Source organism: Pseudomonas sp. PGPR N4, from assembly GCF_059693665.1.
This window is the reverse complement of sequence record NZ_JCAUKV010000001.1, coordinates 1,829,279-1,851,856: the sequence shown is the minus strand read 5'-3', so window position 1 is coordinate 1,851,856 and position 22,578 is coordinate 1,829,279. Positions and strand designations below refer to the sequence as shown.

Annotated in this window: 22 protein-coding genes and 1 pseudogene; 21 read left to right on the top strand and 2 right to left on the bottom strand. The window is 62.3% G+C overall.

The genetic code is table 11. The annotated features are described in order from the left end of the window. Positions 1 to 134: 134 nt before the first annotated feature. The 8 genes from AC58X1_RS08330 (at position 135) to murB (ending at position 6,978) form a co-directional block, all read left to right on the top strand. Positions 135 to 2,345: a DNA internalization-related competence protein ComEC/Rec2 gene (locus AC58X1_RS08330; protein WP_497428663.1), complete on the top strand. Its 2,211-nt coding sequence runs from the start codon at positions 135 to 137 to the stop codon at positions 2,343 to 2,345. Positions 2,346 to 2,435: 90 nt separating this feature from the next. Then, entirely contained in the window at positions 2,436 to 3,071 is a 636-nt protein-coding gene (gene pocA / locus AC58X1_RS08325; protein ID WP_060481604.1) for a flagellar polar localization protein PocA, read from the top strand. Continuing rightward, entirely contained in the window at positions 3,068 to 3,502 is a 435-nt protein-coding gene (pocB, locus tag AC58X1_RS08320) for a flagellar polar localization protein PocB (protein ID WP_060481531.1), read from the top strand. Before pocA ends, pocB begins: the two co-directional genes overlap by 4 nt. Beyond that, positions 3,502 to 4,509, top strand: coding sequence for a tetraacyldisaccharide 4'-kinase (lpxK, locus tag AC58X1_RS08315; protein ID WP_188036485.1), 1,008 nt, complete (start codon positions 3,502 to 3,504; stop codon positions 4,507 to 4,509). The genes pocB and lpxK overlap by 1 nt, the downstream gene beginning before the upstream one ends. A 42-nt stretch (positions 4,510 to 4,551) precedes the next feature. Further along, positions 4,552 to 4,737, top strand: a complete 186-nt coding sequence (locus AC58X1_RS08310; protein ID WP_028633616.1) for a Trm112 family protein — start codon at positions 4,552 to 4,554, stop codon at positions 4,735 to 4,737. Continuing rightward, positions 4,734 to 5,498, top strand: a complete 765-nt coding sequence (kdsB, locus tag AC58X1_RS08305) for a 3-deoxy-manno-octulosonate cytidylyltransferase (RefSeq protein ID WP_497428662.1) — start codon at positions 4,734 to 4,736, stop codon at positions 5,496 to 5,498. The genes AC58X1_RS08310 and kdsB overlap by 4 nt, the downstream gene beginning before the upstream one ends. After that, a complete protein-coding gene (locus AC58X1_RS08300; protein WP_101321504.1) occupies positions 5,498 to 5,962 on the top strand; it encodes a low molecular weight protein-tyrosine-phosphatase in 465 nt (154 codons plus the stop codon). The genes kdsB and AC58X1_RS08300 overlap by 1 nt, the downstream gene beginning before the upstream one ends. Continuing rightward, a complete protein-coding gene (murB, locus tag AC58X1_RS08295; protein WP_150572939.1) occupies positions 5,959 to 6,978 on the top strand; it encodes a UDP-N-acetylmuramate dehydrogenase in 1,020 nt (339 codons plus the stop codon). The genes AC58X1_RS08300 and murB overlap by 4 nt, the downstream gene beginning before the upstream one ends. 99 nt (positions 6,979 to 7,077) lie before the next feature. Here murB and rne read toward each other — a convergent pair whose 3' ends face one another. Then, a complete protein-coding gene (gene rne / locus AC58X1_RS08290) occupies positions 7,078 to 10,329 on the bottom strand; it encodes a ribonuclease E (RefSeq protein WP_497428661.1) in 3,252 nt (1,083 codons plus the stop codon). Positions 10,330 to 11,110: 781 nt separating this feature from the next. On the opposite strand from rne, the gene rluC reads away from it, so the two are divergent. From rluC to sppA, 3 genes are read left to right on the top strand one after another with little or no spacing between them, the layout of a single operon-like run. Further along, positions 11,111 to 12,076, top strand: coding sequence for a 23S rRNA pseudouridine(955/2504/2580) synthase RluC (rluC, locus tag AC58X1_RS08285; RefSeq protein WP_101321498.1), 966 nt, complete (start codon positions 11,111 to 11,113; stop codon positions 12,074 to 12,076). Continuing rightward, a complete protein-coding gene (locus tag AC58X1_RS08280; RefSeq protein WP_150570145.1) occupies positions 12,073 to 12,750 on the top strand; it encodes an HAD family hydrolase in 678 nt (225 codons plus the stop codon). Before rluC ends, AC58X1_RS08280 begins: the two co-directional genes overlap by 4 nt. A gap of 6 nt (positions 12,751 to 12,756) precedes the next feature. Further along, on the top strand, positions 12,757 to 13,746 hold the full coding sequence (gene sppA / locus AC58X1_RS08275) for a signal peptide peptidase SppA (RefSeq protein WP_103438127.1): 990 nt from the start codon (positions 12,757 to 12,759) through the stop codon (positions 13,744 to 13,746). Between the two features lie 38 nt (positions 13,747 to 13,784). Here sppA and AC58X1_RS08270 read toward each other — a convergent pair whose 3' ends face one another. After that, positions 13,785 to 14,363 carry a Maf family protein gene (locus tag AC58X1_RS08270; protein WP_497428660.1) on the bottom strand — a complete coding sequence of 193 codons (579 nt, stop codon included), beginning with the start codon at positions 14,361 to 14,363 and terminating at the stop codon, positions 13,785 to 13,787. 94 nt (positions 14,364 to 14,457) lie between these two features. Here AC58X1_RS08270 and AC58X1_RS08265 point away from each other — a divergent pair, with 94 nt between their 5' ends. From AC58X1_RS08265 to tmk, 10 genes and pseudogenes are all read left to right on the top strand, one after another. Beyond that, positions 14,458 to 14,985: a YceD family protein gene (locus AC58X1_RS08265; RefSeq protein ID WP_101321489.1), complete on the top strand. Its 528-nt coding sequence runs from the start codon at positions 14,458 to 14,460 to the stop codon at positions 14,983 to 14,985. A 13-nt stretch (positions 14,986 to 14,998) separates the two neighbouring features. Next, positions 14,999 to 15,181 (top strand): 50S ribosomal protein L32, encoded by a 183-nt coding sequence (gene rpmF / locus AC58X1_RS08260; RefSeq protein ID WP_016485486.1) that lies wholly within the window; start codon positions 14,999 to 15,001, stop codon positions 15,179 to 15,181. Between the two features lie 3 nt (positions 15,182 to 15,184). Further along, positions 15,185 to 16,195, top strand: a complete 1,011-nt coding sequence (gene plsX, locus AC58X1_RS08255; RefSeq protein WP_497428659.1) for a phosphate acyltransferase PlsX — start codon at positions 15,185 to 15,187, stop codon at positions 16,193 to 16,195. A 127-nt stretch (positions 16,196 to 16,322) separates the two neighbouring features. Beyond that, a complete protein-coding gene (gene fabD, locus AC58X1_RS08250; RefSeq protein ID WP_101321485.1) occupies positions 16,323 to 17,261 on the top strand; it encodes an ACP S-malonyltransferase in 939 nt (312 codons plus the stop codon). Positions 17,262 to 17,277: 16 nt separating this feature from the next. Further along, positions 17,278 to 18,018 carry a 3-oxoacyl-ACP reductase FabG gene (gene fabG, locus AC58X1_RS08245; protein WP_101321482.1) on the top strand — a complete coding sequence of 247 codons (741 nt, stop codon included), beginning with the start codon at positions 17,278 to 17,280 and terminating at the stop codon, positions 18,016 to 18,018. Between the two features lie 215 nt (positions 18,019 to 18,233). Next, positions 18,234 to 18,470, top strand: coding sequence for an acyl carrier protein (acpP, locus tag AC58X1_RS08240; RefSeq protein WP_004371293.1), 237 nt, complete (start codon positions 18,234 to 18,236; stop codon positions 18,468 to 18,470). Between the two features lie 169 nt (positions 18,471 to 18,639). Beyond that, positions 18,640 to 19,884, top strand: a complete 1,245-nt coding sequence (fabF, locus tag AC58X1_RS08235) for a beta-ketoacyl-ACP synthase II (RefSeq protein WP_497428658.1) — start codon at positions 18,640 to 18,642, stop codon at positions 19,882 to 19,884. Beyond that, positions 19,884 to 20,705, top strand: a complete 822-nt coding sequence (gene pabC / locus AC58X1_RS08230) for an aminodeoxychorismate lyase (protein ID WP_150572942.1) — start codon at positions 19,884 to 19,886, stop codon at positions 20,703 to 20,705. The genes fabF and pabC overlap by 1 nt, the downstream gene beginning before the upstream one ends. 3 nt (positions 20,706 to 20,708) lie before the next feature. Then, positions 20,709 to 21,902 carry an endolytic transglycosylase MltG gene (mltG, locus tag AC58X1_RS08225; protein ID WP_497428657.1) on the top strand — a complete coding sequence of 398 codons (1,194 nt, stop codon included), beginning with the start codon at positions 20,709 to 20,711 and terminating at the stop codon, positions 21,900 to 21,902. Between the two features lie 9 nt (positions 21,903 to 21,911). After that, positions 21,912 to 22,205: pseudogene (gene tmk / locus AC58X1_RS08220) on the top strand (dTMP kinase); the annotation flags it as partial. Between the last annotated feature and the right edge of the window lie 373 nt (positions 22,206 to 22,578).

Below are 22,578 nucleotides of genomic sequence, written 5' to 3'. Positions count from 1 at the left end.
CCGGGGCAGTGATCGGGCAAGTATGCCTTGATTCCCGGAATGGCTTGTTCAGAGTTTGTGACAATTGTTGAGCAAGACTGACCCTTAAATACGCTATTCCTCTGCAGGCTGTCTTGCTTGCGGAGCTCTACCTTATGCGCACAGGGATGTTGGCGCTTGCGCTCGGGCTGTTGTGCCTGGGCTTTCTACCCGTTCTGCCGACGGTCGGCTGGCTGGTGGTGATGCTGCTGGCTGCGCTTGGCTGCCTGGCTACGCGAGTCTGGCCGCTGGGCTGCTTGCTGCTGGGCTTTTGCTGGGCGTGCTGGTCGGCGCAGCAGGCGCTGGATGATCGTCTGGCGCATTCACTTGATGGCCGCACGCTATGGCTTGAGGGGCGCGTGGTCGGCCTGCCAGCGGTATCGGCCCACGGTGTGCGCTTCGAGCTGGATGAACCCGCTTCGCGCCGCGCCGAATTGCCCGGGCGCCTGCAACTGAGCTGGTTCGACGGCCCAGAGATTCGTGCCGGAGAGCGCTGGCGCCTGGCCGTGACCCTGAAACGCCCGCGCGGCCTGCTCAATCCACATGGGCCGGACCGCGAGGCGACGCTGTTGGCCCGGCGCATCGGCGCCACTGGCACGGTCAAGGCGGGAGCGTTGCTAGAGCCGGTGGCCGGCGGCTGGCGCGACAATTTGCGCCAGCGCCTGCTGGCAGTGGATGCCTGGGGCCGCGAAGCGACGTTGGCGGCGCTGGTACTGGGCGATGGCTCGGGGCTGGCCAGGCAAGACTGGCAAACGCTGCAGGCGACCGGCACGGTGCACTTGTTGGTCATCTCGGGCCAACACATTGGGTTGGTCGCAGGGTTGGTCTACGGCTTGGTGGCGGGGCTGTTACGTTACGGAGGCTGGCCGCGGCGCTGGCCATGGCTGCCGTGGGCGTGCGGGCTGGCCATGACGGCCGCGCTGGGCTACGGCTGGCTGGCCGGGTTTGGCGTGCCTGTGCAGCGGGCCTGTCTGATGCTGGCGGTGGTGCTGCTCTGGCGCCTGCGCTTTCGCCAAGTGAGCGCCTTTGTACCACTGTTGATGGCGCTGTGTGGTGTGCTGCTGGTTGAGCCGTTGGCCAGTTTGCTGCCCGGATTCTGGTTGTCGTTCGGCGCGGTGGCAGTGCTGATCTGCTGCTTTGCCCAGCGCCTAGGCGGTTGGCGGCCTTGGCAAGCGTGGACGCGTGCGCAGTGGGTGATCGCCATCGGCTTGTTGCCGGCGATGCTGGCGTTGGGCCTACCGATCAGTCTGAGCGCGCCGTTGGCTAATCTGCTCGCGGTGCCCTGGATCAGCTTCGTGGTGCTGCCGTTGGCGTTGCTGGGCACCTTGTTGCTGCCGCTGGCGGGGTTTGGCGAACTGCTGCTATGGCTGGCCGGCGCAGCGCTGGCTGGGTTGTTCGACGTGCTGACGGTGGTGGCTCAGTGGCAGCCGGCATGGATTGCCCGGCAGTTGCCGCTACTGGCCTGGTTGCTGGTGCTCAGTGGCGCGTTGATCGTGTTGCTGCCCCGTGGCGTACCCATGCGTGGCCTGGGCGCGCTGATGCTGCTGGCGCTGTGGGTGCCTGGCAAGTCGTTGCCGCAGGGGCAGGTCGAGGTGCTGCAGCTGGACGTCGGCCAAGGCCTGGCGATCCTTTTGCGCACGCGCAACCACAGCCTGCTCTACGATGCTGGCCCAGCACGCGGCGAGAGCGATCTGGGCGAAAGTGTAGTGCTGCCTACTTTGCGTAAACTGGGCGTCGATCGACTGGATGTGCTGCTGATCAGCCATGCCCATGCCGACCATGCCGGCGGCGCAGCGGCCGTGCAGCGCGGCCTGTCGGTCGGGCGCGTTGTGGCCGGTGAGTCGGAGCAGGCCTTCCAGGCACAAAGCTGCGAGACGGGGCAGGGCTGGCAGTGGGACGGGGTCGACTTTTCACTCTGGCATTGGCCGCAGGCGCGCTCGAGCAATGACCGCTCCTGCGTATTGCTGGTCGAGGCGCAGGGCGAGCGTCTGCTGTTGGCCGGCGACATTGAAGCCAGCGCCGAACGCGCCTGGCTGGCGGCGCATGAAGGCAAACGCATCGACTGGCTGCAGTCACCGCACCACGGCAGTCGCAGCTCCTCCACCGAGGCGTTCATTGCTGCCACCAGGCCGCGCGGCGTATTGATTTCCCGCGGTGCGCACAACGGTTTCGGCCATCCGCATGCGCAGGTGCTGGAACGCTACCAGCGCCATGGGCTGGCGATTCACGACACCGCCATAGAGGGCGCCTTGAGCTTGCGCCTGGGCGCTCAATCCCAGGTTGCCGGGCAGCGTGCCCAGCGCAGGTTCTGGCGTGACAAAGAATGACCCCGGCACGCGCATTGTTGCGACCTCCGGCAACTCAGCCGAGGGCGATCCTATGGTAGAGTGGCGGCCTTTTTCGAGGGGATGATTACTGTGTGGGAATTGGTAAAGTCCGGTGGTTGGATGATGCTGCCGATCATTCTGAGCTCCATCGTCGCCATGGCTATCGTCGTCGAACGCCTGTGGACCCTGCGTGCCAGTCGCGTAACCCCGCCGCACCTGCTGGGTCAGGTGTGGATGTGGATCAAGGACAAGCAGCTCACCAGTGACAAGCTCAAGAGCCTGCGCGCTGACTCGCCGCTGGGCGAGATCCTCGCTGCCGGCCTGGCCAATTCGCGCCATGGCCGCGAAATCATGAAAGAGTGCATTGAAGAAGCCGCCTCGCGGGTTATTCACGAGCTCGAACGTTATATCAGCACGCTCGGCACCATCGCTGCGATGGCACCGCTGCTGGGTCTGCTCGGTACCGTGCTGGGCATGATCGACATCTTCAGCGCGTTCATGGGGTCGCAGATGACCGCCAACGCTTCGGTGCTCGCCGGTGGCATCTCCAAAGCCCTGGTGACCACGGCTGCAGGCCTGATGGTCGGTATCCCGGCGGTATTCTTCCACCGCTTCCTGCTGCGCCGCATCGACGAGTTGGTGGTCGGTATGGAGCAAGAGGCGATCAAGCTGGTCGAAGTCGTGCAAGGTGATCGCGAAGTGGAAGTGGCGGGAGTCAAGGCGTGAAGTTTCGGCGCAACCGTGCGCGGGAGAACGTCGACATCAACCTGGCGTCGTTGATCGACGTGGTGTTCGTGCTGCTGCTGTTCTTCGTCGTCACCACCACCTTCACCCGCGAAAACCAGCTGCGGGTCGAACTGCCGGAGGCCTCTACAGGCGCGCCGGCCGAGGCCGACGAGGGCAAGCGGGTGGATATCACCATCAGTGCCGACGGGGTGTACTCGGTGAACAACCACCTGCTGCCGAAAAGCGACCTGGCCACTCTGGTCGAAGCGCTGCAGCAGGAATCTGGCGGTGATACCAAGCTGCCGTTGTCGATCAGCGCAGATGGCAAGACCCCGCATCAGTCGGTGGTGACGGCCATGGACGCGGCGGGCAAGCTTGGTTTCAGCCAGCTGCGCATGACCACGGTCGAGGCCGCAGCGGGGACGCCCTGATGGCTTTCACCGAGCGCTTGCTCGCTGCCTGGTACAACGGCCACCCAGCGCTGGCCTTTTTGCGGCCGCTGGAGCTGTTGTACCGTCGCGTCGTGCTGCGCAAGCGTGCGCGCTTCATCAGTGGTGCAAGCGCCGCTTACCGCGCGCCGGTGCCGGTCATTGTGGTCGGCAACATTACCGTTGGCGGCACCGGCAAGACGCCGATGATCCTCTGGCTGATCGAACACTGCCGCAAGCGGGGCTTGCGCGTCGGTGTGGTCAGCCGCGGTTACGGTGCCAAGCCGCCTTCGCTGCCCTGGCGGGTGGCGGCGGAGCACAGCGCCGAGCAGGCCGGCGACGAGCCGTTGTTGATCGTTCAGCGCACCGGTGTGCCGCTGATGATCGATCCCGACCGTTCGGCGGCCGTACGCGGGCTGCTTGCCAGCGAACCCCTCGACCTGATCCTCTGCGACGACGGCATGCAGCATTACCGCCTGGCGCGTGACCTTGAGCTGGTGCTGATCGATGCCGCACGGGGCTTGGGCAATCGCCGATGCCTGCCCGCAGGGCCACTGCGCGAGCCGGTCGAGCGCCTCGACGAGGTCGACGCGCTGCTCTACAACGGTGCCAGCAGCGACCGCAAAGACGGCTTCGCCTTTCAACTCAAGCCTTCGGCGCTGGTCAACCTGCGCAGTGACGAACGCCGTGGGCTTGACCATTTCAGCCCTGGCCAGGCCGTGCATGCGGTGGCTGGCATCGGTAATCCACAACGTTTCTTCAACACCCTGCTGCAGCTAAACTGGCAGCCGGTGCCGCACCCGTTTGCCGACCATGCGCAGTTCAGCGCCGAAGCGCTGACGTTCAGCCCGACGCTGCCGCTGGTGATGACCGAAAAAGATGCGGTGAAATGCCGTGCCTTTGCCGCTGACGACTGGTGGTACCTGACAGTCGAGGCGCAACCGTCGCCGGCCTTCAGTACCTGGTTCGACGCCCAGCTTGAGCGTCTGCTGCCTGCGCAGCAGCCCTGACCCTGTTCAATTTTCCGGCCGCTTGGCCCCAAGGACGCACTCATGGACACCAAACTGCTTGATATCCTGGCTTGCCCGATCACCAAAGGCCCGCTCAAGCTCAGCGCCGACAAGACCGAGCTGATCAGCAAAGGCGCAGGCCTGGCCTACCCGGTGCGCGATGGCATCCCGGTCATGCTGGAAAGCGAAGCACGCACCTTGACCGACGACGAGCGTCTGGACAAATGAGCCTGGACTTCACTGTGGTCATCCCCGCCCGGCTGCGCTCCACGCGCCTGCCGGGCAAGCCGCTGCTGTTGATCGCTGGCAAGCCGATGGTCCAGCACGTCTGGGAACAGGCGCGCAAAAGCAGCGCCAGCCGGGTGGTGATCGCCACCGATGACGCCAGCATCGTTGCCGCCTGTCAGGCATTTGGTGCCGAGGTATTGCTGACCCGCGCTGACCATGAGTCGGGCACTGATCGCCTGGCAGAAGTTGCCGCCCAGCTGGGTTTGGCCAGTGATGCCATCGTCGTCAACGTGCAGGGCGACGAGCCATTGATCCCGCCGGTAATCATCGACCAGGTCGCGGCCAACCTTGCTGCGCACCCGGAAGCCGGCATCGCCACCCTGGCTGAGCCGATCCATGAGCCGCAGACGGTGTTCAATCCCAACGCGGTCAAGGTAGTCAGCGACAAGAATGGCCTGGCCCTGAGCTTCAGCCGTGCACCGTTGCCGTGGGCCCGCGATGTGTTTGCCGTGAACCGCGAGCAGTTGCCGCCGGCAGTGCCTTATCGCCGCCATATCGGCATGTATGCCTACCGAGTTGGTTTTCTTCAGGACTTCGTCAGCTGGGGCCCGTGCTGGCTCGAGCAGACCGAAGCGCTGGAACAGCTGCGAGCGCTGTGGCATGGCGTGCGTATTCACGTTGAAGATGCGCTCGAGGCTCCCGCCGTGGGCGTTGATACCCCAGAAGACCTGGAGCGCGTTCGGCGCTTGTTGGAGGCCTGATGCGCGTCCTGTTTGTGTGCCTGGGCAATATTTGCCGCTCGCCCACCGCAGAAGGGGTGTTGCGCCATCAGTTGCAACGCGCCGGGTTGGCCGACCAGGTAGAAGTGGCATCGGCCGGTACGGGCGACTGGCACGTGGGCAAGGCGCCGGACGCGCGCACCTGCAAGGCAGCGCTGGCGCGCGGCTATGACCTGTCGGCGCAACGTGCCCAGCAGGTCAAGGCCGGCCATTTTGCCGAGTACGATCTGGTGCTGGCCATGGATGCCAGCAACCTCGCCGACCTCAAGGCCATACGCCCGCCGGCGTCCAAGGGCGAGCTGGATCTGTTCCTGCGTCGCTATGACGGCGCGTTGGATGAAGTCCCCGACCCGTATTACGGCGGCGCGGCCGGTTTCGAGCAGGTGTTGGACCTGATCGAGCTGGCGTGCGAGCAGTTGGTCAATGAAATCAGGGGGCGGCTATGACTGCCACCTGGCAACAGCAGGTATCGCTCAAGCCTTTCAACACCTTTGGTATTGACGTCAAGGCCCGCTATTTCGCCCAGGCGCACAGCGACGCCGAGGTGCGGGCGGCATTGCTCGAAGCGGCCCGTCTTGAGCTCCCGGTGCTGGTCATCGGCGGTGGCAGCAACCTGCTGTTGACCGGTGACATCGACGCGCTGGTGCTGCATATGGCCAGCCGTGGCCGGCGGCTGCTGAGTGAGGAGGGCGATCGTGTGGTGGTCGAGGCCGAAGCCGGTGAACCCTGGCATGAGTTTGTGCAGTGGAGCCTGGCGCAGGGTTGCAGCGGGTTGGAAAACCTCAGCCTGATTCCCGGCACCGTCGGTGCCGCGCCGATGCAGAACGTCGGCGCGTATGGCGTCGAGATCAAAGACGTGTTTGCCGGCTTGACCGCACTCGACCGTGAAACAGGCGAGCTCAAGGATTTTTCCCTTGAGGAGTGCGGGTTTGGTTACCGCGACAGCCTGTTCAAGCGCAATCCCGGCCGCTGGTTGATCCTGCGCGTGCGCTTTGCCCTGAGTCGCAGCTTGCATGCGCACCTGGACTACGGCCCAGTGCGTCAGCGTCTGCACGAGCAGGGCGTCGTCGAGCCGACCGCGCAGGCAATCAGCGATGCGATCTGCAGCATTCGTCGCGAGAAACTGCCTGACCCGCTCGAACTGGGTAATGCTGGCAGCTTCTTCAAGAATCCACTGGTCAGCGCCGTGCTCGGCGAGCAGCTTCGCGCTCGCTATCCGGGTGTGGTGGCTTATCCCCAGGCCGATGGCCAGCTGAAGCTGGCGGCGGGCTGGTTGATCGAGCAGGCAGGGTGGAAGGGCTATCGCGATGGCGATGCCGGCGTGCATCGGTTGCAGTCGTTGGTACTGGTCAATTATGGCCAGGCCTCGGGGGCGCAGTTGCATGCGCTGGCGCAGAAAATTCAGGCTGATATCTTCGCCAGGTTTGGCGTGGAGCTGGAGATGGAGCCGAATCTGTACTGAGTAGGTGGCACATGGATATGCCAGTGCAGCGCTGAATGCAACGCAAAAAAAAGCCCCGCCAGTTCGCACTGGCGGGGCTTTTTCATTCAGCCGTGGCTATCAACCGTGATGAGGCTTGTGCTCATCGGTCGATGCCTGGGCCTGAGCTGCGGCAGCAGCGGCCTCGGCTTCACGCTTGCGGCGACGCACTTCACGTGGGTCGTTCGGTGCGCGACCGTTGGCCAGCATTACAGGCGCCGGTTCAGCCGCTACAGGCGCTGCCTCGACAACTTCGGGCTTGGCTTCAACCGGTGCAGCCTGCTCGACCACCGGTGCTTCGACTGGCGCGGCCGCTGGGGCCTCGGCAACGTGCACTGGCTTCTCGGCTTCACCCGACTCGACCACGGCGGTTTCAACCACCGGAGCTTCAACCACAGGGGCTTCGGCGGCTGGTGCCTCGACCAGTGGCGCTTCAGCAACTGGCGTTGCAGTTTCCACTTCTGCTGCAGCAACCGGGGTTGCTTCAACGGCAGGTGCTTCGACTACGGGCTGCGGCGCAACCTCGACAACCGGCTCGATGCTCGGCTCGACCACTGCAACCGGCTCGCTGACAGGCTGCTCGACCACAGGGGCGATCGCAACGTCATCAGCTTGCTGTGCAGGCTCGGCTGGCAGGGCGATAACTTCACCGGTAGCCGCTTCAGGCGTTTGGGTAGAAGCGATTTCAGCCTGCTGATTGGCTTGTGCTTCGGCTGCAGCGCTGATGTTGCTAGTGGCAACAGCGGCAGTTACGGCCAGGCCAGCGGCGAGGTCGGCACCCAGATCAGTCGCCTGACGTGGTTGCTGTTCTTCACCATTTTCGTTGCCTTCGCTGCTTTCTTCGTCGCCATCGATCAGATCGCCATTGGCATTGCGCTGACGTTCACGACGGTTGCTGCGACGACGCTGGCCGCGCGAGCGACGACGTGGGCGTTCGCCATCAGTGGCTTCTTGTTCTTCCTGCTGCAGTTCGTCGTTCGGCAGTTGCTCATCGGCGATCTCTGCGGCCTGCTCGTCAGCCTGGGCGGCTGGGCGCAGTTGACGCTCTTCCTGCGGCACACGTTCTTCACGTGGAGCACGTTCTTCGCGAGGGGCGCGTTCTTCACGTGGAGCACGCTCTTCGCGAGGGGCGCGTTCTTCACGTGGAGCACGTTCTTCGCGAGGGGCGCGCTCTTCACGTGGAGCGCGTTCTTCGCGAGGTGCGCGTTCTTCACGTGGAGCACGTTCTTCGCGAGGGGCGCGTTCTTCACGTGGTGCACGTTCTTCAGTCGATGCAGGGGTAGCGTCAAGTGGCTCACGCAGCTCACGCACAGGGCGCTCGTCACGGTTGCCGCGACGTGGGCGATCTTCACGTGGAGCACGCTCCTCACGTGGTGCGCGTTCTTCGCGCGGCGCACGCTCTTCACGCGGTGCGCGTTCTTCACGCGGTGCACGCTCTTCACGTGGAGCGCGTTCTTCACGCGGTGCACGCTCTTCGCGCGGCTTGCGCTCTTCGTCGCGACGACCGTTACGGTTGCGACTCTGCTGACGACCGTTGCGGCGCTCTTCGTTGCGCTGTGGGCGCTCGGTAACAGGCTTCTCGGTGGCAGCCGGTGCAGCGACCGGTTCTTCCTTGGCGGCAAACAGGCTCACCAGCGATTTGACCAGGCCTTTGAACAGGCTTGGCTCAGGCATGCTTGGTGCTGGCGCAGCGGCAACCGGAGCAGCCTCTTCTACAGCAGCCGGTACCGGAGCGCTGGTACGCGGTGGAGCAGTCTTGACCGCAGCTTCCTGGCGAACCAGGGTGCGGGTCGCGGCCTGCTGCGGCGCTTCCTCGGTTTCGGTGGTGGCGATTTCGTAGCTGGACTGGTTGGTCAGCACTTCCGGGTTGTCGTCGCGCAGGCGCTGGACTTCGAAGTGCGGGGTTTCCAGGTGGTCATTCGGCAGAATGATGATGCGAGCACGGGTGCGCATCTCGATCTTGGTGATCGAGTTGCGTTTCTCGTTGAGCAGGAACGCGGCAACCGGGATTGGCACCTGAGCGCGCACTTCGGCAGTGCGGTCTTTCAGGGCTTCTTCTTCGATCAGGCGCAGGATCGCCAGCGACAGCGACTCGACGTCACGGATGATGCCGGTGCCCGAGCAGCGTGGGCAGACGATGCCGCTGCTTTCACCCAGCGATGGACGCAGGCGTTGGCGCGACATTTCCAGCAGGCCGAAGCGCGAGATGCGGCCAACCTGGACGCGAGCACGGTCGGCCTCGAGGCATTCACGCACACGCTCTTCGACCGCGCGCTGGTTTTTCGCCGGGGTCATGTCGATGAAGTCGATGACGATCAGGCCGCCGATATCACGCAGACGCAGTTGGCGGGCAATTTCTTCAGCCGCTTCCAGGTTGGTCTGCAGGGCGGTTTCTTCGATGTCGCTGCCTTTGGTGGCACGCGCCGAGTTGATGTCGATCGACACCAGCGCCTCGGTTGGGTCGATCACGATCGAACCGCCAGACGGCAGCTCGACGACGCGCTGGAAGGCGGTCTCGATCTGGCTTTCGATCTGGAAGCGGTTGAACAGTGGCACGCTGTCTTCGTACAGCTTGACCTTGCTGGCGTACTGCGGCATCACCTGGCGGATGAAGGTCAGAGCTTCTTCCTGGGCCTCGATGCTGTCGATCAGGACTTCGCCGATGTCCTGGCGCAGGTAGTCGCGGATGGCACGGATGATGACGTTGCTTTCCTGGTAGATCAGGAACGGCGCGGTGCGGTCCAGCGAGGCTTCCTTGATGGCGGTCCACAGCTGCAGCAGGTAGTCGAGGTCCCACTGCATTTCTTCGCTGCTGCGGCCAAGGCCGGCAGTGCGCACGATCAGGCCCATGTCGCCCGGTACGGTCAGCCCGTTGAGGGCTTCACGCAGCTCGTTGCGCTCTTCGCCTTCGATACGGCGGGAGATGCCGCCAGCGCGTGGGTTGTTTGGCATCAGCACCAGGTAACGGCCAGCCAGGCTGATGAAGGTGGTCAGGGCGGCGCCTTTGTTGCCGCGCTCTTCCTTCTCGACCTGAACGATGACTTCCTGGCCTTCGGTGAGTACTTCCTTGATGTTGACGCGGCCTTCTGGGGCCTTCTTGAAGTACTCGCGGGAGATTTCCTTCAGCGGCAGGAAGCCGTGACGGTCGGAGCCGAAGTCGACGAAGGCGGCTTCGAGGCTGGGCTCGATCCGGGTGATCTTGCCTTTGTAGATGTTGGCCTTTTTCTGCTCACGGGCGCCGGATTCGATATCCAGGTCGTAGAGGCGTTGGCCATCCACCAGGGCTACACGCAACTCTTCGGGTTGAGTTGCGTTAATCAGCATTCTTTTCATGTTGTACCGTCGGTTTCCGGGCTGCCGGAAACGGCGTTCGGCACACACGACTTCTCATGGTCGGTGTCAAGGTGCGCAAAGGGTGGCGAACCACCCCCGTGTCGGCGACGTTCGGCACCAGCCGGTTGCCCAGCCTGCCGTTGTCGCGACGACGCGTCCTGTTGCTGCGGTGCTGTGGGCCTGTGGTATCGGGATCAACCTGGCAGGCCTGGTGCACTCAGTCAGGAGGAGGAATCAACCGTCAGCCGTGGACGCCTACGTGGCATCTGTAAGGACCTTATCCGCTCGCCGCCCATTACAGTGGGGCGGTGGCCGGACGCGGTGCTACACGGTCCGAGGGCTGTGCATCTCCACCCTGCACGTATCCCTGATAATTCGGGTGCTGCCGCGCGCTGAATCCGCAACGGGTTGCATTTTTCGCCATCTTCATAAGGGAAGCTGGCGCCATTCATGTCCAAGGCAGGTATTTCCGAAGCATTCGCCGGGTGCAGGAGGAAGTGACGATGGCGGTGCAGAGACACGGCGAAAAAGCCAGTTAAGCAGGTGAACTACCGCACTTATGATTTTTTCGGTCTTCTCTACCCGGCGCGAGTGGCGCTTCCAGGTATTTCGATAAACTGGCGAAAGCCCCGTAGGACGGCCTCGCGTCCTCGAGAATTGCGTTGGTCAGGGGCTGGCAAAGCGCCGTGTACCGCTGGCCCACCGCTTTTGGCGGCGTTCGCGACTATAGCAGCAATGATTAAGTGCTTCAATTCCCTAAAAAATTGTTATTATCGGCGCCATGACTACCAATACCCCTCCGACTTCCGGCGTCCAGCTGATCGAAGTCGCGCCGGAGCTTGCCGGCCAACGAATCGACAATTTCCTGATCACGGCGCTCAAGGGCGTGCCTCGCACCTTGGTCTACCGCATCCTGCGCAAGGGTGAAGTGCGGGTCAACAAGGGTCGGGTCAAGCCTGAATACAAGATCCAGGCCGGCGACATCGTGCGCGTGCCACCGGTGCGTCTGCCCGAGCGTGACGAGCCGGTGCCGGTGGCGCAATCGCTGTTGCAGCGCCTGGAGGCGGCCATTGTCTATGAAGACAAGGCGCTCATCGTGCTCAACAAACCGGCCGGCATTGCCGTGCATGGCGGCAGCGGCCTGAGCTTTGGCGTGATCGAAGCGTTTCGCCAGTTGCGTCCGGATGCCAAGGAGCTGGAGCTGGTGCACCGGCTCGACCGCGACACTTCCGGCCTGCTGATGATCGCCAAGAAGCGCAGCATGTTGCGCCATCTGCACGCTGCCCTGCGCGGTGATGGCGTCGACAAGCGCTACATGGCGCTGGTGCGTGGCAACTGGCCAACCGCGAAGAAACAGGTTAATGCCCCATTGCAGAAGAGCAACCTGCGTTCTGGCGAGCGTATGGTCGAGGTCAACGAAGAGGGCAAGGAAGCGCTGACCCTGTTCAAGGTGCTGCGCCGTTTCGGCGACTTCGCCACCATGATCGAAGCGCGTCCGATCACCGGTCGCACCCATCAGATCCGCGTGCACGCCCTGCATGCCGGGCACATGATTGCCGGCGACAACAAATACGGCGATGAAGAATTCTCCCGCGAGATTCGTGATCTCGGCGGCAAGCGCCTGTTCCTGCATGCCTATGCCCTGACCGTGCCGCTGCCCGATGGCGGCGAGCTCAAGGTAGAAGCGCCGGTCGACGAAATGTGGGCCAAGACTGTAGAGCGCCTGGCGCGGCCTGACTTCACATGAGCAAACCCTACGAGCTGCTGATTTTTGACTGGGATGGCACCCTGGCTGACTCTGTCGGGCGCATCGTTCTGGCGATGAATGAGGCCGCTGAGCGCGCCGGTGAGGCGCCCAGTGCCGAGGATGCAATCAAGGGCATTATCGGCCTGGCCCTGGGCGAGGCGATCTGGACCCTGTATCCGCACCTTGAGCCGCTGCAGGTCGAACGCTTCCGTCAGCACTATGCTGATGTGTACATGGCGCTCGACCAGCAGCCGTCACCGTTGTTTGACGGTGTGGTCGAGTCGCTGGATGCGTTTCGCGCCCAGGGCTATCGCCTGGCAGTAGCTACTGGCAAGGCTCGTCGCGGGCTCGATCGGGTGCTCAAGGCCAATGGCTGGGAAGACTTTTTCGATATCACTCGGGCGGCTGACGAAACCCGCGGCAAGCCGCACCCATTGATGCTTGAAGAAATTCTTGCCCACTGCCGCGCCGAACCCGGCCAGGCGCTGATGGTCGGAGATTCTGCGTTCGACCTGCAAATGGCCAACAACGCCGGCATGCACTCGGTGGCTGTCGGTTACGGGGCTATGTCGCTGCAGGCGCTGGCAGAGTTCGGGCCGCAGGTGTGCATCGATCACTTTTCCCAGCTGCGCGAGTGGTTGGCAGGTTCGGCGCAATTATCAATTCCAAGGTAGGTGAGCATGGCTGACGAGTGGAAAGCGCCCGAGACCGAAGTGGTCGAGAGTGAGGATCGCAAGAGCTGGAAGCTGCTGGAGAAAACCCTCCTTGCTGGTGTGCAGGAGCAGCGTCGAGCGCGACGCTGGGGGATTTTCTTCAAGCTGCTGACGTTCCTTTACCTGTTCGGCATCCTGTTCCTGTTCTCGCCGCTGATGAGTATGGACGGCGCTGCTTCGCGCAGTGGCAGCCATACCGCACTGGTCGAGGTGCGTGGGGTTATTGCTGATCAGGAGGCGGCCAGTGCCGACAACCTGATCAAGAGCCTGCGCGAGGCATTCAAGGATGCCAATACCAAGGCAGTGGTGATGCGTATCAACAGCCCAGGCGGCAGCCCGGTGCAGTCCGGTTACGTCTATGACGAGATTCGCCGCCTGCGCGCCGAGTACCCGCAGATCAAGCTCTACGCAGTGATCACCGACCTCGGTGCCTCGGGTGCCTATTACATCGCCAGTGCTGCCGATGAGATCTATGCCGACAAGGCCAGCCTGGTCGGCTCGATCGGCGTTACCGCTGCGGGCTATGGCTTTGTCGGTGCCATGGACAAGCTGGGCATCGAGCGGCGCACCTATACGGCCGGTGAGCACAAGGCATTCCTCGATCCGTTCTCGCCGCAAAAACCTGAAGAAACCGAGTTCTGGCAGGGCGTGCTCAACACCACTCACCAGCAGTTCATTGCCATGGTCAAACAGGGGCGTGGTGATCGGCTCAAGGATAAAGAGCACCCTGAGCTGTTCAGTGGCCTGATCTGGTCCGGTGAGCAGGCCAAGGCGCTAGGCCTGGTAGATGGTCTGGGCAGTGCCAGCTATGTCGCCAGAGACATCGTTGGCGAGAAGAATCTGGTCGATTTCACTGTGCAGGAGTCGCCGTTCGACCGTTTCTCCAAACGCATCGGCGCCAGCGTAGCTGAGCACCTGGCAATGTGGATGGGCTTCCAGGGGCCGACCCTGCGCTAAGCGCTGCTGGCCTGTGCGTGCAGGCCAGCAGTTTCCCTTCAGGGCACCTGTACGCCTTCTTCCAGCAGCATATCCACCAGGCGAATAAGCGGCAGTCCGATCAGGCTGGTCGCGTCGCTGCCATGGGTGCTCTTGAACAGGCTTACCCCCAGTCCCTCGGCTTTGAAACTGCCGGCGCAGTCGTAAGGCTGCTCTGCGCGCAGATAGCGCTCGATACTGGCCTGGCTCAGCTCGCGCATGACCACCGTGAACGGCACGCAGTCGACCTGGCAGTGGCCGCTGCTGCTGTTGAGCAGCGCCAGGCCGGTCAGAAAGGTGACCTGTTGGCCGCTGGCGGCAAGCAGTTGCTCGCGGGCGCGCTCGAACGTATGTGGCTTGCCGAGGATCTGTTCGCCCAGCACCGCGACCTGGTCAGAGCCGATGATCAGATGGCCGGGGTGGGCTGCGGCCAATGCCTCGGCCTTTTGCTGCGCCAGGCGCTTGACCAGTGCGATGGCGGGTTCGTCAGGCAGGCGCTGTTCGTCTAGGTCGGGGCTTGCCGAGGTAAAGGGCAGGCGCAGGCGGGCGAGCAATTCGCGGCGGTAGGCAGAGCTGGAAGCCAGCAAAAGGGGCAGCATGGTAGACTCCTTGGCAGATCAACCGATTCTATCATCCACTTGCCGCCGAATTTCCTTTGACAGGGGCGGGGGCCATCCCTAGAATGCTGCGCCTATGTTGAATGACCCGATTCCACCTCACGTTGACCCGCGCAAATTAGCCGATCGTGGCGTAACCCTTCAAGGTTCGTTGCAACTCGCTGATTTGGAAAGACTCTGCGACCCGCTTTCCGACAATGTCGGTACGGTGCAGGCGAAGTTCGATTTTGAACGAGATGAACAGCATGCCGTGGTTATCCACAGTGAGCTCGACGTCGAAGTCAAAATGGTTTGCCAGCGTTGTCTTGAGCTGGTCACCCTACCGATCCACAGCGAGTGTTCGTACGCGGTGGTGAAGGAGGGTGCGAATACCCAGTCGTTGCCGAAAGGCTATGACGTGCTGGAACTGGGCGAAGATCCTTTGGATCTGCAGGCGCTGATCGAGGAAGAGCTTTTGCTCGCCTTGCCCATCGTGCCTGCTCATCATCCGGAAGAATGCCAGCAGCCGGCGGGCCTCGATGAGCCCGAATCGAGCGAGGACGAGGTAACGCGGTCCAACCCGTTCAGTGTCCTGGCGCAGTTAAAGCGTGACCCAAACGTTTAGGAGTTAATCAATTATGGCTGTTCAGCAGAACAAAAAATCCCGCTCTGCCCGTGACATGCGTCGTTCGCACGATGCCCTGTCGGAAAACGCGCTGTCGGTAGAAAAAACCACCGGTGAAATTCACCTGCGTCACCACGTTTCGCCAGAAGGCGTTTACCGTGGCCGCAAAGTGATCGACAAGGGCGCTGACGAGTAAATCTTGTCCGCTCAGATCATCGCGATCGACGCAATGGGCGGGGACTTCGGTCCCCGCAACATTGTTCAGGCAAGTATCGCTTGCCTCTCGGCTACGCCCTCGCTGCACCTGACCCTCGTCGGTCAACCCTCCCTTCTTGAATCACTCGTCAGCGGCCTAGAAGCTGCCGATCGCGCGCGCCTGCAAATTGTCGCGGCCAGTGAAGTGGTGGAGATGGACGAGCGGCCCTCGCAAGCGTTGCGCAGCAAGCCTGATTCGTCGATGCGCATCGCCCTTGAACTGGTGCGGGACGGCAAGGCCCAGGCCTGCGTCAGTGCCGGCAATACCGGTGCACTGATGGCGCTGTCGCGCTTTGTCCTCAAGACCGTGCCAGGCATTGATCGGCCGGCCATGGTCGCGGCGATCCCGACTCAGTCAGGCTTTTGCCAGTTGCTCGATCTGGGCGCTAACGTTGACTGCAGTGCCGAGCATCTCTACCAATTCGCGTTGATGGGCTCGGTGGCGGCGCAGGCCTTGGGCATTCCGCGCCCACGTGTTGCGCTGCTCAACATCGGCACCGAAGACATCAAGGGCAATCAGCAGGTCAAGCTGGCGGCAACGCTGCTGCAGAATGCCCGCGGTATCAACTACGTCGGCTTTGTCGAGGGTGATGGCCTGTATCGCGGTGAAGCCGATGTAGTGGTGTGTGACGGCTTTGTCGGCAATATCCTGCTCAAGTCCAGCGAGGGTCTGGCAACCATGATCAGTGCCAGAATTGAGGCGCTGTTCAAGAGGGGGGTGCTGGCGCGCGCGGTCGGTGTGCTGGCCATGCCGCTGCTCAAACGCCTGCAGGCTGACCTGGCGCCTGCACGGCACAACGGCGCGAGTTTTCTCGGTCTACAGGGCATCGTCATCAAGAGTCACGGTTCGGCAGGGGTCGAAGGCCTGCAGAGCGCTATCCAGCGTGCGCTGATCGAGATCGAGGAAAACCTGCCCGGGCGCCTGCAGAGCCGCCTCGAAGACCTGCTGCCTTAGGCATAATCGCCATGAGGTGGTTAAATGTGACCGCTGGGTTTTCGTATTCATCCAAGTTTTCAGATTCTGCGTACAGCCGTGGGCTGGGCGCATCCTCTCCGACGACAAGATCATAAGGGCTTGTTCAATGTCTGCATCCCTCGCATTTGTCTTTCCGGGTCAAGGTTCCCAATCGCTGGGCATGCTCGCCGAAATCGGCGCAGTAGAGCCGGTGATCGTCGAAACCTTCAAGGAAGCTTCCGACGCTCTGGGCTACGACCTGTGGGCACTGGTTCAGCAAGGTCCGGAAGAGCAACTCAATCAAACCGACAAGACTCAGCCGGCCATCCTCACCGCCTCCATTGCGTTGTGGCGCCTGTGGCTGGCGCAGGGCGGCGCAAAGCCTGCGTTCGTCGCCGGGCATAGCCTTGGCGAGTACAGCGCGTTGGTAGCGGCCGGTAGCCTCAGCCTGAAAGACGCGGTGCGCCTGGTCGAGCGCCGTGGCCAGCTGATGCAGGAAGCAGTCCCGGCAGGCCATGGCGGCATGGCCGCGATTCTCGGTCTGGACGACGAGGTCGTGGTCGCCATCTGCGCTGAAGCAGCAGAAGACCAGGTGGTCAGCGCGGTCAACTTCAACTCGCCAGGGCAGGTGGTCATTGCTGGCAACAAGGCAGCGGTAGATCGCGCCATGGAGCTGTGCAAGGCTAAGGGCGCCAAACGCGCCTTGCCGCTGGCGGTCAGCGTGCCGTCGCACTGCGCCCTGATGCAGCCTGCTGCCGAGCGCTTTGCCGAGTCGGTCAACGCCATCGAATGGCAGGCGCCGCAGATCCCAGTGGTGCAGAACGTTTCTGCAGCCATCCCAGCTGACCTGGGCGTGCTCAAGCAAGACCTGCTGGCCCAGTTGTACCAGCCCGTGCGCTGGGTTGAATGCGTGCAGACCCTGGCGGCCAATGGCGCGGTCAATCTGGTCGAGTGCGGCCCGGGCAAGGTCCTGGCCGGTCTGAACAAGCGTTGCGCTGAAGGCGTGACCACCTACAACCTCAATACCCCTGATGCCATCGCCGCCACCCGTGCGGCGCTGGCCTGAAACTGGAGAAGCTTGCATGAGCCTGCAAGGTAAAGTTGCACTGGTCACCGGCGCCAGCCGTGGTATCGGCCAGGCCATCGCCCTCGAGCTGGGCCGTCAGGGCGCTACCGTCATCGGTACCGCGACCTCGGCCTCGGGCGCCGAGCGCATTGCTGCCACGCTCAAGGAGCATGGCATCACCGGCACCGGCATGGAGCTGAACGTGACTGATGAAGCGTCGGTCAACAGCGTTCTGGCCGCGATCCAGGAACAGTTCGGCACTACCGCGATCCTGATCAACAACGCCGGCATCACCCGCGATAACCTGATGCTGCGGATGAAAGACGACGAGTGGTTCGACGTGATCGACACCAACCTTAACAGCCTCTACCGCCTGTCCAAGGGCGTGCTGCGCGGCATGACCAAGGCGCGTTGGGGCCGCATTATCAGCATTGGCTCGGTTGTGGGTGCCATGGGCAACGCCGGTCAGGTAAACTATGCCGCCGCCAAAGCCGGTCTGGAAGGTTTCAGCCGCGCTCTGGCACGTGAAGTCGGGTCGCGCAACATCACTGTCAACTCGGTAACTCCAGGTTTTATCGACACCGATATGACCCGTGAGCTGCCAGAGGCTCAACGTGAAGCGTTGCAGACCCAGATTCCGCTGGGCCGTCTGGGTCAAGCCGACGAAATCGCCAAGGTAGTTGCTTTCCTGGCGTCCGACGGCGCAGCCTATGTCACAGGTGCTACAGTGCCTGTGAACGGCGGGATGTACATGTAATATCGCAACTCAATGTGACGGATTGCTTCAAAAAAGAGTCATACTCCGAGCTTAAAATCCGTTATAAAGCTGCAACCAGATTCCGGGCAGAGGGTCGAGTGACCACATAGCCAGTTGATGGCGGGGCGCGTTACGCTTGAAAAGCAGGCGTCTTGCTATAAACTCGGTCACCGGCCAGCTGCCTGACATATGTCTATTAGGAGTGAAAATTAGGTATGAGCACCATCGAAGAGCGCGTCAAGAAAATCGTCGCCGAGCAACTGGGCGTCAAGGAAGAAGAAGTAACTAACAGTGCTTCTTTCGTAGAAGACCTGGGTGCCGATTCGCTTGACACCGTTGAGCTGGTGATGGCTCTGGAAGAGGAATTCGAGACCGAAATCCCTGACGAAGAAGCCGAAAAAATCACTACCGTTCAAGCTGCTATCGACTACGTCACCAGCCACCAGGCTTAAGACGTCTGTAGTCGACGCTTCTTGTCGGGGAAAACCGCACTGCCGTAACTGGCGTGCGGTTTTTTCTTTGCGAGATGTGTGAAGCAGGCACCAAGAGCCTTTTGCCATTGCCTTTTGCTGCAGAATGCAACGGCAAGAGACTCTGTTACTGGACAATGAGGAGAGTACTGTGTCGCGTAGACGCGTCGTGGTCACTGGTATGGGCATGCTGTCGCCGCTGGGTACCGATGTACCGAGCACCTGGCAGGGCATTCTGGCTGGCCGCAGTGGCATCGGTCCGATCGAACACTCCGATCTGACGGCCTACTCCACCCGTTTTGGCGGCTCGGTGAAGGGCTTTGAAGTCGAGCAGTACCTGTCGGTCAAAGAGGCCCGCAAGCTCGACCTGTTCATTCAATACGGCCTGGCCGCAGGTTTCCAGGCGTTCCGTAACGCCGGGCTGGAAATCAACGACAGCAACCGTGAGCGGATCGGCGTGGCCATGGGCTCCGGCATCGGCGGCCTGACCAATATCGAAGAGACCAGCCGGACCTTGCACGAGCAAGGCCCGCGTCGCATCTCGCCGTTCTTTGTGCCTGGTTCGATCATCAACATGATCTCCGGCTTCCTGTCGATCCATTTGGGTCTGCAGGGTCCGAACTATGCCATCGCCACTGCCTGTACCACCGGCACCCATTGCATCGGCATGGCCGCGCGCAACATTGCCTACGGTGAAGCCGATGTGATGATCGCCGGCGGCGCTGAAATGGCCGCGTGTGGCCTGGGCATGGGCGGTTTCGGTGCTTCGCGTGCGCTGTCGACGCGCAATGACGAGCCAACCCGGGCCAGTCGGCCGTGGGACAAGGGCCGTGATGGTTTCGTGCTCTCCGACGGTGCCGGTGCACTGGTGCTCGAAGAGCTCGAGCACGCCAAGGCGCGCGGCGCCACCATCTATGCCGAGCTGGTTGGCTTTGGTATGAGCGGTGATGCCTATCACATGACCTCGCCACCGGATTCCGGTGGGGGTGCGGCGCGCTGCATGACCAACGCCCTGCGCGATGCCGGCATCGCCCCGGAAGAAGTCAGCTACATCAATGCTCATGGCACCTCGACCCCGGCCGGCGATATCGCCGAAGTGGCCGCGATCAAGCGTGTGTTCGGTGAGCATGCGTACAAGGTGGCAGTCAGCTCGACCAAGTCGATGACGGGTCACCTGCTCGGTGCTGCCGGTGCCGTGGAAGCGATCTTCAGCGTGCTGGCAATCAACAGCCAGATGGCGCCGCCGACCATCAACCTGGACGAGCCGGACGAGGGCTGCGATCTCGACTTCGTTGCCCATCACGCCCGCAGCATGCCGATCGACGTGGTGCTGTCCAACTCGTTCGGCTTTGGTGGTACCAACGGCTCGCTGGTGTTCCGCCGGTTCGCCGACTGATGCATAGCTGGATCGACGGCCAACCCGCGACTGCAGTCAACCTGCACAACCGCGGGCTGGCCTACGGCGATGGTCTGTTCGAAACCATCGCCGTGCGTGCCGGCAAGCCCAGCCTGCTGGAGCTGCACTTGCAGCGCCTGGCACTGGGCTGCCAGCGTCTGGCTATCAGCATCGACCTGCCGTTGGTGCGCGACGAGCTGCTGCGCTTTGCCAGCCAGCTCGGCGACGGCGTCGCCAAGCTGATCGTTACCCGTGGCGACAGCCAGCGCGGCTACGCTCCAGGCGTTGGCGCCGCGGCTCGGCGCATCCTTCAGGGTAGCCCGCTGCCACAGTATCCCGCAGTCAATGCCGAGCAAGGCGTGCGTTTGTTCGCCTGCCAGACGCGCCTCGCGGAACAACCCCTGCTGGCCGGCCTCAAACACCTCAATCGCCTTGAGCAAGTGCTGGCCCGCGCCGAATGGCAGGACGCCGAGCACGCCGAAGGGCTGGTCTGTGACAGCCACGGGCGGGTCATCGAGGGCGTTTACAGCAATCTGTTCATGGTTCGTGGTGGGGTGCTGCAAACGCCTGAGCTGAGTCGCTGCGGTGTAGCCGGGGTAATGCGCGGCGCCTTGCTGACGCAAGCGCCGGCACTGGGTATCAGCGTGCAGGTCAGTGATCTGGCCCTGGCTGACCTGGAACAGGCCGAGGAAGTCTTTCTCTGCAACAGCGTGTATGGAATCTGGCCGGTACTGGAGTGCTCTGCGCTCAAGCTGAACTGGCCGGCGGGGCCGCTCACCCGTAAACTGCAGGCCGTTGCCCGGACGTTACTGGATACCTGATTCGTGAGACGCAAATTTCTCCTGCTGCTGGAAATGGGCCTGATCCTAGCCGGTCTGGCGTTGGGCTGGTCGGCCTGGAAAGTCCATTCGGCCCTTGAGCAGCCTCTGCACGTCGAGCAGGAGCGGATGCTCGAGGTTCCCAACGGCACCACACCCAATCGCATGTTCTACCGCATGCAGACTGACGGCTTGCTCGACGATGCCGTCTGGCTGCGCCTTTACTGGCGCTTCAACATGGCCGGCACGCCACTGCATACCGGTGAATACCGGCTGACACCTGGCATGACCGTCAACCAGCTGTTCGATGCCTGGCGCCGTGGCGATGTTGTGCAGTACAACCTGACTCTGGTCGAAGGCTGGACCTTCCGCCAGGTGCGTGCGGCAGTGGCCAAGCACGAGAAAATCACCCAGACCTTGGACGGCCTGTCCGATGCCGAGGTGATGGACAAACTCGGCCATAGTGGCGTGTTCCCTGAGGGACGCTTCTTTCCGGATACCTACCGCTTCGTACGTGGCATGAGCGATGTCGAGTTCCTGCAGCAGGCGTACATGCGTCTTGAGCAAGTGCTGGCCAAGGAATGGGCCGAGCGGGCCACCGAACTGCCTTACCGCGACCCGTACCAGGCGCTGATCATGGCTTCGCTGGTCGAGAAGGAAACCGGTATCCCGCAAGAGCGCGCGCAGATTGCTGGGGTGTTCGTGCGGCGTCTGCGGCTGGGCATGATGCTGCAGACCGACCCGACCGTGATCTATGGCATGGGCGAGCGCTATAACGGCAAGATCACCCGTGCCGACCTGCGTGAGCCCACGCCCTACAATACCTATACCATCAGTGGCCTGCCGCCGACACCGATCGCTATCGTCGGCCGCGAGGCGATTCATGCCGCGCTGAACCCGGCCAACGGCACCAGTCTGTACTTCGTTGCGCGGGGCGACGGCAGTCACGTGTTTTCCGACGACCTCGACAACCACAACTCGGCAGTGCGCGAGTATCAACTCAAGCGCCGCAGCGACTACCGCTCCAGCCCCGCGCCGCAGGCTCAGCCGGGTGCGATTGAGCAGCCAGAACCGGCAGCGGGAGACCAGCCGACACCTGCTGCGGATGCACCGGCGGACGCACCTGCGTCGACCCCGCCAACCGCACCGGCGACCGACGCTGCCCCCGCAGCGGCGCCGACACCCGATGACAAACCCTAAGGACTGCGCGTGAGCGGCTTGTTTATTACCCTGGAAGGCCCCGAAGGCGCGGGCAAAAGCACTAACCGCGAATATCTGGCGCAGCGCTTGCGCGAGCAGGGCCTGGACGTAGTGCTGACCCGCGAGCCGGGCGGCACGCCGGTTGCTGAACAGATTCGTGAGTTGCTACTGGCACCAAGCGACGAAAGCATGGCAGCGGATACTGAATTGCTGTTGATGTTTGCGGCGCGTGCCCAGCACCTGGCCAAGGTCATCCGCCCGGCGCTGGCGCGCGGTGCGGTGGTGTTGTGCGATCGCTTCACCGCGACGTTATCTATTCTTAGGGAGGAGGGTAAACCAAGCAAACTTTGACTCCTCACTCCCTCCTGCTTCACACCTGATCGCCTAAAACCCCTGTATACAAGGGTCTGATCTGTTTCAGTGCTTGCGGTATGATTTAATTGTAGCATCTGCCGATTGAAAAATGTAAACCCCCTCCGATCAGGGGCTTTTTAGGGTAGGAATGTAAACGTGCCCTTTGTTCTTTCTCTATAAAACGGCAACATGGACGGCGTCAATTTTGGCTAAACCCAGTAAATACGGGCCTTTCACGGTTTACATTTCTAAAAACAGTGCGTGGCAGCGCCTCAAAGTCGAGGATTTTTGGCCAATAATGCGAGATTCTACCGTTTGTCGG

Bases quoted from the DNA above. Each gene is read 5' to 3' on its own strand.
- AC58X1_RS08330 (WP_497428663.1), top strand. From the start codon at position 135: ATGCGCACAGGGATGTTGGCGCTTGCGCTCGGGCTGTTGTGCCTGGGC.
- lpxK (WP_188036485.1), top strand. From the start codon at position 3,502: ATGGCTTTCACCGAGCGCTTGCTCGCTGCCTGGTACAACGGCCACCCA.
- AC58X1_RS08310 (WP_028633616.1), top strand. From the start codon at position 4,552: ATGGACACCAAACTGCTTGATATCCTGGCTTGCCCGATCACCAAAGGC.
- kdsB (WP_497428662.1), top strand. From the start codon at position 4,734: ATGAGCCTGGACTTCACTGTGGTCATCCCCGCCCGGCTGCGCTCCACG.
- AC58X1_RS08300 (WP_101321504.1), top strand. From the start codon at position 5,498: ATGCGCGTCCTGTTTGTGTGCCTGGGCAATATTTGCCGCTCGCCCACC.
- murB (WP_150572939.1), top strand. From the start codon at position 5,959: ATGACTGCCACCTGGCAACAGCAGGTATCGCTCAAGCCTTTCAACACC.
- rne (WP_497428661.1), bottom strand. From the start codon at position 10,329: ATGAAAAGAATGCTGATTAACGCAACTCAACCCGAAGAGTTGCGTGTA.
- rluC (WP_101321498.1), top strand. From the start codon at position 11,111: ATGACTACCAATACCCCTCCGACTTCCGGCGTCCAGCTGATCGAAGTC.
- AC58X1_RS08280 (WP_150570145.1), top strand. From the start codon at position 12,073: ATGAGCAAACCCTACGAGCTGCTGATTTTTGACTGGGATGGCACCCTG.
- sppA (WP_103438127.1), top strand. From the start codon at position 12,757: ATGGCTGACGAGTGGAAAGCGCCCGAGACCGAAGTGGTCGAGAGTGAG.
- AC58X1_RS08270 (WP_497428660.1), bottom strand. From the start codon at position 14,363: ATGCTGCCCCTTTTGCTGGCTTCCAGCTCTGCCTACCGCCGCGAATTG.
- AC58X1_RS08265 (WP_101321489.1), top strand. From the start codon at position 14,458: ATGTTGAATGACCCGATTCCACCTCACGTTGACCCGCGCAAATTAGCC.
- rpmF (WP_016485486.1), top strand. From the start codon at position 14,999: ATGGCTGTTCAGCAGAACAAAAAATCCCGCTCTGCCCGTGACATGCGT.
- fabD (WP_101321485.1), top strand. From the start codon at position 16,323: ATGTCTGCATCCCTCGCATTTGTCTTTCCGGGTCAAGGTTCCCAATCG.
- fabG (WP_101321482.1), top strand. From the start codon at position 17,278: ATGAGCCTGCAAGGTAAAGTTGCACTGGTCACCGGCGCCAGCCGTGGT.
- acpP (WP_004371293.1), top strand. From the start codon at position 18,234: ATGAGCACCATCGAAGAGCGCGTCAAGAAAATCGTCGCCGAGCAACTG.
- pabC (WP_150572942.1), top strand. From the start codon at position 19,884: ATGCATAGCTGGATCGACGGCCAACCCGCGACTGCAGTCAACCTGCAC.